Source organism: Larkinella sp. C7, from assembly GCF_006149005.1.
In the GTDB taxonomy this organism is placed as follows: domain Bacteria; phylum Bacteroidota; class Bacteroidia; order Cytophagales; family Spirosomataceae; genus Larkinella.
In genome coordinates this window covers 429558-442327 of the sequence record NZ_VBSL01000005.1, presented here as the reverse complement: position 1 = coordinate 442327, position 12770 = coordinate 429558, and the positions used below count along the sequence as shown (strand labels likewise).

Below are 12770 nucleotides of genomic sequence, written 5' to 3'. Positions count from 1 at the left end.
AATACACATTCTTAAGGTACTAAGTAACTGACCTCAGCACGAAAACGTCGATCGGCGGGAGAAAGTTTCTCGAAGGCCCGTGCCGAAACTTTCACGATCACTTTGTCATTGACGCTGGTGTCGGGCAGGCGGCCGATTATTTTCACCCAGATCGACTGCTGATTCATGTCGTTTCGCACCAGAACCAGCGTACCGATGGGGGCGGAGCGGTGCAAGGCCAGGTACTTGTTCGAGTTGCCGGAGTTTTCGATGATTTCGGCCATCCCGATTTCGGAAATGCGACGCGTGTTGCCACCGGGGTTTGGAAGCGGGCCCGAATCGCCGGGGCGAATGATGCGGGGTTCTGAAGGGGCCGGGCTGGTGGGTTCGGCGGCTGGGCGTTCGCTTTCTGCGGGTCGGCTGGGTTCTTCCCGGGGGGGCGTTGGAACCGTGCGTGGGGGAGCCGCCGGCCGTTCGGTTTTGGGCGAGTCGTTGCGGGAGGTCCGCGAAACTTCGGTCGAGGAGTCAGACCGGTGTGTGGGGGCCACGGCGACGGGTTTGGCCAGCGGTTCCCGAACGCGCCACGCTTTTTCCGAGACAATCAGCGCCTGACCACTCACGATGTGGTCGGACGAAAGGTTGTTCCATTTGCGAACCTCCTCCATCGAGACCCCGTAGCGCGATGCCAGGCTGTACAAGGTTTGCCCCGGTTCCACCTGGTGGATACCGCTGTTGGCTTCCCGAACGGTTTCCTGTTTCACTTGGCGCTCCTCGCGTTCCAGCGATTCTTTTTCCTCTTTTTTGATGGCTTTGGTAACGGCCTTTTCTTCTTTCCGCGACAGATTGCCGGCTGGAACACGCACCACCTGATCGTAGCGGACGCCATCGGCAAGGCCCGGATTCGCGTCTTTGATGGCCTGAACGGTGGTGTTGTATTTCCGAACGAGCGAATACAGCGTTTGCCCCTGTTCGACCCGGTGCAGAACGTACAATTTACCGTCTTTCTTCTCCATCCCGAGAGAATCCGGCAGAACAGGGTGGGCCTGGGTAATGATACTGGTCAGCCAGCCAGCTAGTAACAGCGGCATCAGTCGCTTCATGGCATTGGTTTCAAATAATAACTCGTAAGACAAGTTGAAGTAGTTTGAATGATGATCTGGTTTTGCCAGACGCAGAAAGAGCCGTTTCCGACCAACGGCTGGACGTTTAATTCGGAGAGCGGCCGGGCGGTTTCAGGGTCCTGGCCGGTTTTCTGGTATAACCAGATCGTTCGTAGACGGTCGGTGATCAACACGGATGCGTGTAGCTGATCGTTTGTTTCACGATAATAATACGAAAAAATAAGTTTATCGCCAATTTCCAAATACTCGACCGGGCCAATCGGCTCCTGCTGCGTCTGTTTTTTTATATACCGGTCGACAACCGGCCACCAGGTGCTGGCCGTCGTGTAAGAAACGGGAAAAGACAAGCGGGAATTGTTAAAAACCGGTGGATTTTCAGCGGTTACAACCGGTTCACCATCGGCCAGCCGAAACGCTACAACGGGTGAGGTGGTCAGGTCGGTCAGCGAAGCTCGTTGCGCCCAAACCCGTTCGGCATCGGCTCCGGTCAAAACGTGTTGGGGCCATTCCCAGCGCGGCTGACCGGTTTTCAGGTCAACGTTTCCCAGGGCTGTCGGAACCGGTAACCGGTTGTTATCGAAGCGGTGGTAGAGCGCCTGACCCTTCCAGATGCCAATCAGGGAGGAATGAAACGGCAACTGGGGGACCGTTTCGTACACCACCTTTCCATGCGGTAATGACACCGTTGCGAAGGTCAGTGTCTGCGAATCCCGGTTTCGCAATTCGGCAACAACCAGGCCCGGACTTGTATCGACCTGTTCAAAAACCAGCCGCCAAACCGGGTCCGAAAACTGTAGTTGGAAAGCAATAGGCAACGGATTGGGGCTTGCGTTGGTCATTCGGAATTGAGATCGGGCCAGAATCAACACGCCATTTTTTCCCGTGTAAACCGAGTTCCGCGTATCTTGCGCCAAAAATACCGAAAATCGACGAATGAACATCCTCGGAATTATCCCGGCTCGTTATGCCTCCAGCCGTTTCCCGGCCAAAGCCCTGGCGGATATTGGTGGAAAAACCATGATTCAACGCGTGATGGAGCAGTCCCAAAAGGCGACCTCCCTCAGCCGGGTAGTGATTGCGACCGACCATGAAGCCATTGCGGGGCCGGTTCGCGCGTTTGGCGGAGAGGTCATCATGACCTCCGAGAATCACCAGAGCGGAACCGACCGTTGTTACGAAGCGATGCGGGCCGTCGGGGAGACGTTCGATTATGTGATTAATATACAGGGTGATGAACCTTTTATCAAACCCGAGCAGATTGATCTGCTGGCTTCGGTGCTGGATGGACAGACGGAACTGGCCACGCTGGTGAAGCGGATCGACGATCCGGAAGTGCTGTTTAATCCGAGTACGCCGAAAGTGGTGCTGAACAGCCGGGGGGAAGCCCTGTATTTCAGTCGCCAGACGCTTCCGTACCTGCGCGGCTGGCCGTTGGAAGCGTGGCTGCAACACCATATCTTTTACAAACACATCGGCATTTACGCCTACCGGGCCGATATTCTGGGCCAGATTACGCAGTTGCCGCCCTCGCTGCTGGAAAAAGCCGAAGCCCTCGAACAACTCCGCTGGCTCGAAAACGGCTACCGGATTCGTTGCGTCGTAACGGAACTGGACAGCTACGGGATCGACACGCCGGAGGACCTGGAGCGATTGGTGCATTAGCAAAAGTACTGGAACACCCGGTATTAAACAGCGCAGCGTCGGGAGAAGATCGGTTTTTGCCAAAGACCGCGAGCTGTGAGGTTCGCAACAATTTGTCCGGCAGTCGCGTACCTCACGGCACGCAGGAAAGATGATTCGTCTTGTTGCTACCGACGCTTCGCTGTTTAATCCCTACGGGATAAGTGACGCTTCGCTGTTCAATCCCTAGGGATAAGCTCATCTGCCGGTTTACTTCGAAAAATCAGATCTTGCTCATTGTCTGTTTCGAACACAGCCGCAGAGAAAACAGCTCTTTTTCAAAAAGGTAAGCTGAAAAAGGTAACTTGCCCTCAGGACGATGCCGATCACTTCCTGGGACGGGTGTTAAAGACTGTTAAAATCGAACCACCTGAACAGTTTCGGTCGTTACCAAGTTGAACTAGAGTAAACAATTCAATCTAACCACACAGAAAACCGTATCATGCAAAATTATTCCATCCTCTGGGCCGATGACGAAATTGACTTATTGAAACCCCATATTCTTTTTTTGAACAACAAAGGATATACCATTACGCCCGTGAACAGCGGAGCCGATGCACTCGAAAAAGTGGATCAGGAAAACTTCGATCTCGTTTTTCTGGACGAAATGATGCCGGGCATGACAGGCTTGGAAACGCTCCAGCAAATCAAACAAATGCGGCCCAATCTGCCGGTTGTGATGATTACGAAGAGCGAAGAAGAGCACATCATGGAAGGGGCAATCGGGGCCAAAATCGCCGATTACCTCATCAAACCGCTCAACCCCAACCAGATTCTGCTGTCGGTTAAAAAAATCCTCGATAACAAACGCCTGGTGACCGAAAAAACCAACCAGAGCTACCAGCAGGACTTCCGGAATTTGTCGAATCTGTACAACGACCGCGTCGATTTCGAAGACTGGGTCGATATTTATAAGAAGCTCATTTTCTGGGAACTGGAATTGGATGGCGCGCAGGATAAAAGCATGGGCGAAGTTTTCAACATGCAGAAAAGTGAGGCCAATGCGACGTTTTGCAAGTTCGTAATGAACAATTACGAAGACTGGCTGAATGAACCCAAAGGCGACAAACCGGTGATGTCGCACCAGTTGATGCGGAAGAAAGTGTTTCCTTTGATCGAGCAGAACAACCCGCTTTTCTTCGTGCTGATCGACAACCTGCGCTACGACCAGTGGAAAGTGATCGAGCCGATTCTGTCCGAATATTTTACGGTGGAAGAAGAATCATCCTATTATTCCATTTTGCCGACCACCACGGCTTTTGCCCGGAACGCCATTTTCTCGGGGATGATGCCGAGCGAAATGGAGAAAAAACATCCCGATTTGTGGGTGAACGACGATAATGAAGAAGCCGGTTTGAACAACAACGAAGACCAGTTTCTGAAACGCCAGATCGATAGCAGCCGACTCAATATCAAGTTTTCGTACCACAAGATTCTGAACATCAACCAGGGAAAACACCTGGTCGATAACTTCAGCAACCTGATGCAGAACGATCTGAACGTGATCGTCTACAACTTCGTGGATATGCTGTCGCACGCCCGGACGGACATGGCGATGATCAAGGAACTGGCCCCCGATGAAGCGGCTTACCGCTCGATTACGCGGTCGTGGTTCAGCCACTCGCCTTTGCTGGAACTGGTTCGGAAGATTTCGGAAAAGAATGGCCGACTGATTATTACCACCGACCACGGCATGATCCGGGTGCAGAAACCGGCCAAGATTGTGGGCTACCGGGATACGAACACCAACCTGCGCTACAAACAGGGCAAGAATCTGGGTTTCGACGACAACCACCTGTTCGTTTGCCGCAAACCGGAAAACTTCTTCCTGCCCCGGATTCACGTCTCCACGGCCTATGTCTTTACGCTGGAAGATTACTTCTTTGCGTATCCGAACAACTACAATTATTACGTCAATTATTACCGGGATACATTCCAGCACGGGGGAGTCTCGCTGGAAGAAATGATCATTCCGTTTGTGTATCTGAAACCGAAGTGATGATGCAGGATAATATCGAATAATGAATGGCGCATATTGAATAACGAAATCGATCGCATCCGGTTTACTTTGTTATTCAATATGCGCCATTCATTATTCGATATTTTATTAAAGTCCCTGCTCAATCACCTTTCCATCCTCGACCCGCAACACCCGGGCGGGATATTTACGGAGGAAGTCGTAGTTGTGGGTGGCCATCAGGATGGCGGTACCGGAATTGTTGATGGTTTGGAAAACATTCATGATTTGTTCGCCAACGGCCGGATCCAGGTTTCCGGTCGGTTCATCGGCAATCAAAATCATGGGTTCGTTAAGCATGGCGCGGGCTACCACCACCCGTTGCTGTTCCCCTCCTGAAAGCTGGTGGGGCATTTTCTTTTGCAGAGTTCCCAGACCCACCTGCATCAACACCTCGGAAATGCGGTTTTTCATCTTGGTCTGATCTGTCCACCCGGTGGCCTTGAGCACGAACCGCAGGTTTTCCTCGATGTTGCGGTCCATGAAAAGCTGAAAGTCCTGGAAGACGATGCCAATTTTCCGGCGCAGATACGGAACATCCTTCGGTTTTAATTTTTCGAGGCCAAAACCAGCCACGCGGCCGGTACCCGCTTGCAGCCAAAGGTCAGCATACAGCGTTTTGAGCAGCGAGCTTTTGCCGCTACCCGTTCGGCCAATTAAAAACACAAAATCCCCTTTGTTGACGTCAAACGTCACATCAGCCAGGACAATCCGACCTCCCTGGTAGATATCAGCCTGATTCAGAGACAGAACGGGTTCGGTAGAGAACATGGTTTTCAATTATGAATGAGGAATGAGGAATGATGAACGTTACAGGGACGCCTATGTGAAACGGACGTTAGCTAGCATCGTTTATAATTCATCATTCATACTTATTTTGTTGCTGCTTTCTTGTGATCAGCCAGGAACTTGGCCAGACCAATGTCCGTCAGGGGATGGCTGAAGAGGGCGTTGATGACACTCAGCGGCCCGGTCATCACATCGGCGCCCACTTCGGCACACTGGATGATGTGCATCGGGTGCCGAACGGAAGCCGCCAGAATCTGCGTGCCGTAGCCATAATTGCGGTAAATCAGGGCAATTTGTTCGATCAGCGCAACCCCATCGACCGAAATGTCGTCCAAACGACCAATGAAGGGAGACACATACGTGGCACCCGCCTTGGCTGCCAGCAGGGCTTGTCCCGCCGAAAAAATCAGTGTACAATTGGTTTTGATGCCCTTTTCCGTGAAGTAGTTGATGGCTTTGATGCCTTCCTTGATCATCGGTACTTTCACGACAATTTTATCATCGATTTCGGCCAGTTCTTCGCCTTCAGCAATCATTTCGTTAAACGTAGTCGCGATTACTTCGGCGCTTACGTCGCCATCGACAATGTCACAGATGGCTTTGTAATGCTGCATGACACTGTTTTTGCCGGTGATGCCTTCCTTCGCCATCAGGGATGGGTTGGTGGTCACACCATCTAAAATGCCCAGATCCTGCGCTTCGCGAATATCGTTTAAATTGGCGGTATCGATGAAAAATTTCATAGAGTCTAAACTGAAAGAAAAGAGATGATATGAGTGATTAGAATGCGTTCAATAATAAAGATAATCGTTCAATCAGACGATCGGATTTTTCATTTTCCGTTGAGTGAATCAGGCACTGAAGCGATTGGGCCGCGTTCAGAATGTTGGAAAACAAAAAAAGGCAAACCGACATCTCACCGCTACGACCGCCTACCCTTGCTTCTGTCAAGACCTGGGGGATTCAGCAGGAGCTGGTAGTGCCTGTTTGCCGGGTGCAAAATTAGTAATTTATGCAGGAAAATAAAAGCCACTGGCTACTTTTGTAGCAATTTCACGCTGATCCTATGATAAAGACCGTTTTAAATACCCTTCAAGGCCGTTACCCGCTCGAAAGAATCTCAGGAAAGAGCGGCAGAACGCTCGGGATGGGCCTTGTTGTCTATTGCCTGCTCATACTACAATCCTGCACGTCGTCGGAAGGCAAACTAACGGAAGCCCGGGCCTTGATGCAGCAGGGCAAATTTCGCGAAGCCATTCAGCCGCTGAATCAGGCGATCGATGCCGATGCGAATAATTACGAAGCCTTCAACAGCCGGGGCGTTGCGTATTTTGAGTTGAAAGACTTCGAAAATGCCCTGCTGGATTATGAACAGGCCATTCAGTTGAAACCCGACTTTTATAAACCGTATTACAACCGGGCGAAGCTGAAAACCGCCCGGGGCGAAACCGACTCGGCTTTGAAAGATTACGCCGAAGCCATCCGCCGGGCCCCGGATTCCTCCGACATTTACCTCGACCGGGGTCAATTGTTTGCCAACAGCGGGAATCTGGTATCGGCTTTGTCGGACTTCAACCAGGCCATCCAACGGGATGCGAAAAATTCGCTGGCGTACTTCAACCGGGGAAACATCCGGTTTCAGCAGGAAGAATACCCCGAAGCCCTGAATGATTTTACGAAAACTGTGCAACTGGACGCTAAATTTGGCAAAGCGTTCAACGCCCTTGGCGTGACCCAGGTCATGATGAACCAGCGCGAAAATGGATGTCTGAGTCTGAAACAGGCCAAACAACTGGGCTATACCGAAGCCCAGGCGTATCTGACCGAATACTGTCAATAAAAGATTTTTTACACTTTTATACCTCCTAAACCCATGCGGAAGATTCTTGCCATCACGTTTGGTCTGTTGTTTACCCTCTTTGCGGCTTTTCAGTACAACGACCCCGACCCACAGGTGTGGGTTCCCATTTATGGATTTGCTGCCATTGCCAGTTTTATGGCGCTCGGAACCGCCGGGCGCCTGTGGTTTTACCTGGCGGCCGGTGCCATTTACCTGGTTTCGGCCATTTACTGGTGGCCCCCACAATTTGAAGGGTTTTTATTGGACGAAATGGGCATGAAAACGCTCAACGTCGAACTGGCCCGCGAATCCGGCGGTCTGGCAATCTGTGGTGTGGCCATGCTGCTGCTGGCGGGGTTGACGCGGAGGGGCGTAAGGGCTTGAAATAACTAGCGCCTGCGGGCCATTGCGGTTTGTTACGCTAAACCACCTCGTTTTGCTGTGGCAGAATAAATTCAAAAGTCCCCAATTGTCGGCAAATCCCCATAATTTGTTGCAGTTCGGGTTTGGAATCAGAAGGTGTGATAGAAATAATTTGTAGTTGAAAAAAGCATCGACATTGCAATGTCGATGCTTTTTTTGGCGTAATCAAAACCTGTAAATGGTTGAAAAACCGCTTGACCAACTCGAATGTTCTTCGTCCGTAAACTAGCTCATTCAATAATATAAAATATTGATAGTAAGGGATTTAGTTCTAATAAATTCCTAGTTTAGTGTATTCTAAATCCGTTGGGTTTCCTACGACATAATTCCTGAACCTCCTTTTATTTTTCAACCCTATGGCGCAGTCGGTAGTCGTAATCAGCTACGCTAATGATCGGGTCTATCCATTTCCGAGCCTGAAAGAAGAGGACGAAAAGGTACATGCCTGCCTGCAAACCCGGGCAGCCACTCAGCCGTTTCGAATCATCCGGGAATCGTTTGTTTCCAGACCCCAGTTACTTTCCATTCTAACGACGCCATCCGACCGGGATAATCTGCTGATCCTGTTGTATAGTGGCCATGCGGCTAAAGATTATTTAGTCACCGAGGAAGAATCCACCAACGTCAATGGCATGTCCAGGCTATTAAGCCAATGTTCCAGTTTGAATTTGCTGGTTCTAAATGGGTGTTCGACGTTGGCGCAGGTGAAGCTTATTTTTGAGGCATTTGGCCAGCAGAATCGAAAACCGCCCGTCAACCCGGATGGCAAAACTGCCCGCATCTATCGAAACCTTCTCTACGAACTCGATCACGGAACACTGGTTCCTCCACTGAGCGCCGAGGATAAAAAGAAATACAACATCCGATAAACCCGCCAACCCGGTATATCCTGTCAGAACCGGTCACTGACCACGGCTTTTTTAAAATAAACGCTCTTCGCACTTTTGGCGGGAACCATCGACTGAATGGCGTCGGCGGTTTCAATCGGCAGATCGGATTCCAGAATGCTGGCACCGTCGTTGAAAACCGCCCGGTAAGCGGCTGCCCGTTCGTCGGGTGTTTTCAGTTTGTCGTAGGTGGGGGCCGCCGAGATCATGCACATGACACCTTTCGCGTTCAGCAAACGGTACATTTCCTTGTTCTCGGGTTTGACATCCGGACCAATGTAGGCGATCATCTGCGAAAACGGAATCCCGGCTTTTTCGTAGTCCTTCATGGCCTGGGGCGTTTTCACAAAAGCCGAAAACATCTGGTTTTTGTTTCCTTTGTAGTAATACAAGGCTTCTTCGGCGTTGTGAACGGTGAGCATCACGAAGGCATCGGCTTTGAGTTCTTTGATGACTGCGGCAATCATCCGAAACGGCACATCTTTTTTGTCCAGATTCAGAATCGTTTTTCCCCGCGCCCAGTCAATGGCTTCGGCCAGCGTCGGGATCCGGTGTTCAGTTACGTTGCCCTCCGCATCTTTCAGCCGCAATTTCTTCAGTTCATTCCACGTATAGTCGCCCACTTTCCCGGTTCCGGTGGTGGTTCGTTCCAGCGTGGCGTCGTGCATCAGCACAATCACGCTGTCTTTGGTCAGCCGCGGATCGATCTCGAAAAAAGCCGGGGTGTGTTTCAGGGTGTTCTCGAACGTCGCCATCGAATTTTCCGGAAAGCCTTTTACCATGCCGCCCCGGTGGCCACTGATGATCGGCCGATCCTGGCCCGTCCACCGGAAAAAACTGTGTAATTCTTTGGGCGTTTTGATCGCCAGGATGTGCAAAGGTTGCTGTGCCTGGACGAGATACGGGTAGAAAAAGAAAGCCAGAAAAGGGATTGTTTTAAACATACAAATCAGCGAATGAACAGTCATGCAACGGTAACAGGTTACACGGGTAAGCATACCTGCCGCCTATGTGGGTTTTTGAACCGCAATTTGGCTAAAAATGACGGAGTTTATCCTGTTTAAGGGCCATTTTAAAACTAGGGAGATTTACACATACCGAGGGCCTGCCCGGAACAACTCCTGACAGGCCCTCGGTGGATGGACTAAAAACCGCTTATTGCTGAAGAACCAGACTTTTCGTGCGAACGTCCTTCCCCTGTTGAACCTGAACCATATACAGCCCGGTGGCACCGGATAAACGTACTTTTTGTTTCTGGATTCCGCTGCCTTCCAGGGTACTCGTAAACCAGTTGCGACCCAGTAAATCAACAACCGATATGGTCGACTGCTGCCAGGTGGCGGTATAGAAGCTCACCTCAAATTCACCGCTCGTCGGATTCGGTGCGACCGAAATGCGGATGTCGGATTCGTCCTCGAACGAGGCACTCAGGCGGGCACCGGGTGCACAGGGCCCGAGCACTTTGGGTGCCTGTTTCAGTGTATAGGTACTGCCCAGCACCCGCGCCGAAATGGTGTGGGTCCGGTTGTCTTTCAGGGACTCGGGCGTCGGAAAGCTATAGACGTGCCGACCGTCACCTTTACCGGCGGCTTTGATGTCCTCGCGGTAAATATCGGCCAGTACCGTTCCCAGGGAGGTGTTGCCCTCCAGAAACTCGACCGTCAGCGGGGTGTTCGGTTTGTTCCGGTCCCAGACCCACCCCCGCATCGTTCCGCATTCGACCTTATCCAGGAATCCTTCAAAATTGCCGGTTACGGTCGTTGGGTTATTGATGGTAACCGTAACGGCAGCCGAGGAACCGCTTTCGCAACCGGCTTCCTTTTGGCATTTGGCGGTATAACTGGTCGTTATGGCCGGGTTCACGGTAATCGGCGATCCGGTTTGGTTATTGCTCCAGACCACCGTATAAGCACACCCGGTAGCCGTCAGTTGCACACTTTGGCCGGATGTCGCCGTGGTAGAACTGGCATTGACGGCGGGGGCCGCCGGTGGCGTACAACCGCCCGGTGCCGTAATCTGAACCACGCTACTGTACTGCGAGGTTTCACTCGTACTGATCATTTTCAGGCGATAGTACGCAGGTGAGGAGGCATTCGAATGCGTGAAACTGTAGTTTTGGGTGCCGTCGCTGGTACCGGCGGCCGCCACTTCACCCACTTTGCTGTAGGAACTGCCATTGGTACTGAATTCAACTTCAAACCGGCGGGAGTTCTGCTCTTTGCTGGTGGTCCAGTCCAGTTTTTTTTGCGCTCCATCGATGACGCCCGTAAACGATGTCAAGGTGACTACGAAGGGAGCGGGTGCGTCGGACGGAAAAGCCCCGATGTATTTGTCCAGATAAGCCAGGCGTTTCTCGAGCCAGGGGTCGATGTAGGAGAAGTCGGCCAACGCCAGTCGATCGGGCCACCGCAGGGTTTCGCGGGCGTAGGCACCTTCATGCTGGAGCAGGTTATAATGAGTCCGCAATTCCTGTTTGATACTTTCCAGGCTGTAGATGGTGCCTCTCAGCTCAAACCAGCGTTTCCGGAGTTTGGATTTAAATCCATCGGGGTCCAGCGACAGGAGCCGGTTATAAAGCCCGTTGGTCATAATATCGTTCGTATGGTATTCTTTGTTTCCCGTAAAATCGTATCCAAACGACGCATCTAAATCCCACGGAAGGAAAAAATATTTTTCCCCTTCTTTGTATTTCGCCAGTACCTGATTGTTCGACATGTTATCCGCAGCGCGGATGGCGTTAATGAAAACGAAATTGTCGATCAGACTGGTCATTTCCACCCGACTGAAAATTCCGGCTTTAAAATTCTGATTGGAAGAATTAACGATAAAGTTCACAAAATCATAGAGGTTAAACCAGAATGACTGTTTCGGATAATCGATTTCAAAACCACCCCAACTCAGGCCGGCGTTGGGATCGTAGCCTGGCAAAGGTCCGGTATATTTAGTTGCGCTTCCCGGATTAGTCTTGTAGAGTTCGCCCCGAACTTCGCCGTCGTCGGTGATTTTCTTGAGTTTTAATTGCTTCCGGTCTTCCTTTTCGGTCAGCAGATAAACCCCGTTATAAGAACCGTTGATGAATACATCGGTATACCGGTATCGGATTCCGCCAATGGCTTCGGGTTCCTTGGCGATATAGGGCAGTGTATGTGTTTTAAGCCAGAGTGAATGCGCCGTTGCATTTTGGAGTCGCATGGATTCACCGTACATGGCCAGGAGATAATAATCACTGTCTTCGCGCAATCCGTCCAGACTAACATCCCGACTTTCATCCCCTTTTATATCATTCCATAATTCCATATTATACCCTTTCTTCGGGTAGCCTCTTGAGAAATTACCCCGCACCCGAATGCCCATGTAAGACGTCACCAGTGGCTTGTCAGCCGTAGAAAGCGTAATGGTTCCCGGGGTACGAACATCGTCTTCCTTTTCGTTAATGGCCTTACTGTTAACGGTTTTAACATTCAGGATCGGCAAGCCAGTGAAGAACAGGGTAAAAATGGCTCCGTTGCTGTTAATCTTGTAGGCCTTGCCCTTTTCAAAGGCCGCAGTCGCTTCTGAAAAAGTATACTCCTTATCGAAGATGATTTTCGGACGTGCCGGTTGACCGGATGGAATGGTCGGAATTCGATTGCAGACGATGAGCTTTCTTGATTTATCCACCTGATAACTCTCAGGCTCTACACTAATGGACTGTGCGTATACAACCGTGGTTTCCAGGCAGGAAATCAGCAGGAATATTCCCAAAAAACACGAATAGAGGGATTTAATAGCGGTAAAAGTTTGCTTCATAACGCGAGAAAAATTTAAGTAAACGCTGATATAAAAAGGATTGGAAGCTATATAACGGCTAAATAGGCTTCTTAAACGGAATAAGTGCTATTTCTGCATCATATACTACTACAAATATAGAATTTATTTATAGGATGGTACATTGATTCTTTAACAGGGGCGGAGATGGATTACCGGTGAATACCAAAAAGCTTTAGCCGTCTGATTAAATTGCGCGACAGGGCAACAATGAACTGCATTATTTA

At 50.6% G+C, this 12770-nt stretch carries 11 protein-coding genes; 5 read left to right on the top strand and 6 right to left on the bottom strand.

Annotated features, from left to right (window positions below):
• Nucleotides 1–11: 11 nt before the first annotated feature.
• Together FH871_RS15430 and FH871_RS15425 are read right to left on the bottom strand one after the other, a co-directional pair.
• Nucleotides 12–1079 (bottom strand): LysM peptidoglycan-binding domain-containing protein, encoded by a 1068-nt coding sequence (locus FH871_RS15430; RefSeq protein ID WP_229317317.1) that lies wholly within the window; start codon nt 1077–1079, stop codon nt 12–14.
• Complete coding sequence (locus FH871_RS15425) at nt 1076–1939, bottom strand: DUF4905 domain-containing protein (protein WP_171062856.1); 864 nt, start codon at nt 1937–1939, stop codon at nt 1076–1078. The genes FH871_RS15430 and FH871_RS15425 overlap by 4 nt, the downstream gene beginning before the upstream one ends.
• A 94-nt stretch (nt 1940–2033) precedes the next feature.
• On the opposite strand from FH871_RS15425, the gene kdsB reads away from it, so the two are divergent.
• Both kdsB and FH871_RS15415 read left to right on the top strand, forming a co-directional pair.
• Nucleotides 2034–2762, top strand: a complete 729-nt coding sequence (gene kdsB, locus FH871_RS15420) for a 3-deoxy-manno-octulosonate cytidylyltransferase (protein WP_138992307.1) — start codon at nt 2034–2036, stop codon at nt 2760–2762.
• Nucleotides 2763–3222: 460 nt separating this feature from the next.
• Complete coding sequence (locus FH871_RS15415) at nt 3223–4779, top strand: bifunctional response regulator/alkaline phosphatase family protein (RefSeq protein ID WP_138992306.1); 1557 nt, start codon at nt 3223–3225, stop codon at nt 4777–4779.
• A 108-nt stretch (nt 4780–4887) separates the two neighbouring features.
• On the opposite strand, the gene FH871_RS15410 is transcribed toward FH871_RS15415, so the two are convergent.
• Both FH871_RS15410 and fsa read right to left on the bottom strand, forming a co-directional pair.
• Nucleotides 4888–5568 (bottom strand): cell division ATP-binding protein FtsE, encoded by a 681-nt coding sequence (locus FH871_RS15410; protein WP_114407801.1) that lies wholly within the window; start codon nt 5566–5568, stop codon nt 4888–4890.
• A gap of 101 nt (nt 5569–5669) precedes the next feature.
• Entirely contained in the window at nt 5670–6329 is a 660-nt protein-coding gene (fsa, locus tag FH871_RS15405) for a fructose-6-phosphate aldolase (protein ID WP_114407802.1), read from the bottom strand.
• A 323-nt stretch (nt 6330–6652) separates the two neighbouring features.
• Between fsa and FH871_RS15400 the strand changes: the two genes are divergently transcribed.
• The 3 genes from FH871_RS15400 to FH871_RS15390 all read left to right on the top strand — a co-directional run bounded on the left by FH871_RS15400 (nt 6653) and on the right by FH871_RS15390 (nt 8718).
• On the top strand, nt 6653–7426 hold the full coding sequence (locus tag FH871_RS15400; RefSeq protein WP_229317316.1) for a tetratricopeptide repeat protein: 774 nt from the start codon (nt 6653–6655) through the stop codon (nt 7424–7426).
• 33 nt (nt 7427–7459) lie between these two features.
• Complete coding sequence (locus tag FH871_RS15395; protein ID WP_138992304.1) at nt 7460–7810, top strand: transmembrane 220 family protein; 351 nt, start codon at nt 7460–7462, stop codon at nt 7808–7810.
• A 395-nt stretch (nt 7811–8205) separates the two neighbouring features.
• Nucleotides 8206–8718, top strand: a complete 513-nt coding sequence (locus tag FH871_RS15390) for a hypothetical protein (RefSeq protein WP_138992303.1) — start codon at nt 8206–8208, stop codon at nt 8716–8718.
• A gap of 23 nt (nt 8719–8741) precedes the next feature.
• Here the strand turns inward: FH871_RS15390 and FH871_RS15385 are convergent, their stop codons facing one another.
• Both FH871_RS15385 and FH871_RS15380 read right to left on the bottom strand, forming a co-directional pair.
• Nucleotides 8742–9680 carry a glycerophosphodiester phosphodiesterase family protein gene (locus FH871_RS15385; RefSeq protein ID WP_138992302.1) on the bottom strand — a complete coding sequence of 313 codons (939 nt, stop codon included), beginning with the start codon at nt 9678–9680 and terminating at the stop codon, nt 8742–8744.
• A 211-nt stretch (nt 9681–9891) separates the two neighbouring features.
• Nucleotides 9892–12525: a CotH kinase family protein gene (locus tag FH871_RS15380; protein ID WP_138992301.1), complete on the bottom strand. Its 2634-nt coding sequence runs from the start codon at nt 12523–12525 to the stop codon at nt 9892–9894.
• Nucleotides 12526–12770: the final 245 nt, after the last annotated feature.

Bases quoted from the DNA above. Each gene is read 5' to 3' on its own strand.
- FH871_RS15430 (WP_229317317.1), bottom strand. From the start codon at position 1,079: ATGAAGCGACTGATGCCGCTGTTACTAGCTGGCTGGCTGACCAGTATC.
- FH871_RS15425 (WP_171062856.1), bottom strand. From the start codon at position 1,939: ATGACCAACGCAAGCCCCAATCCGTTGCCTATTGCTTTCCAACTACAG.
- kdsB (WP_138992307.1), top strand. From the start codon at position 2,034: ATGAACATCCTCGGAATTATCCCGGCTCGTTATGCCTCCAGCCGTTTC.
- FH871_RS15415 (WP_138992306.1), top strand. From the start codon at position 3,223: ATGCAAAATTATTCCATCCTCTGGGCCGATGACGAAATTGACTTATTG.
- FH871_RS15410 (WP_114407801.1), bottom strand. From the start codon at position 5,568: ATGTTCTCTACCGAACCCGTTCTGTCTCTGAATCAGGCTGATATCTAC.
- fsa (WP_114407802.1), bottom strand. From the start codon at position 6,329: ATGAAATTTTTCATCGATACCGCCAATTTAAACGATATTCGCGAAGCG.
- FH871_RS15400 (WP_229317316.1), top strand. From the start codon at position 6,653: ATGATAAAGACCGTTTTAAATACCCTTCAAGGCCGTTACCCGCTCGAA.
- FH871_RS15395 (WP_138992304.1), top strand. From the start codon at position 7,460: ATGCGGAAGATTCTTGCCATCACGTTTGGTCTGTTGTTTACCCTCTTT.
- FH871_RS15390 (WP_138992303.1), top strand. From the start codon at position 8,206: ATGGCGCAGTCGGTAGTCGTAATCAGCTACGCTAATGATCGGGTCTAT.
- FH871_RS15385 (WP_138992302.1), bottom strand. From the start codon at position 9,680: ATGTTTAAAACAATCCCTTTTCTGGCTTTCTTTTTCTACCCGTATCTC.
- FH871_RS15380 (WP_138992301.1), bottom strand. From the start codon at position 12,525: ATGAAGCAAACTTTTACCGCTATTAAATCCCTCTATTCGTGTTTTTTG.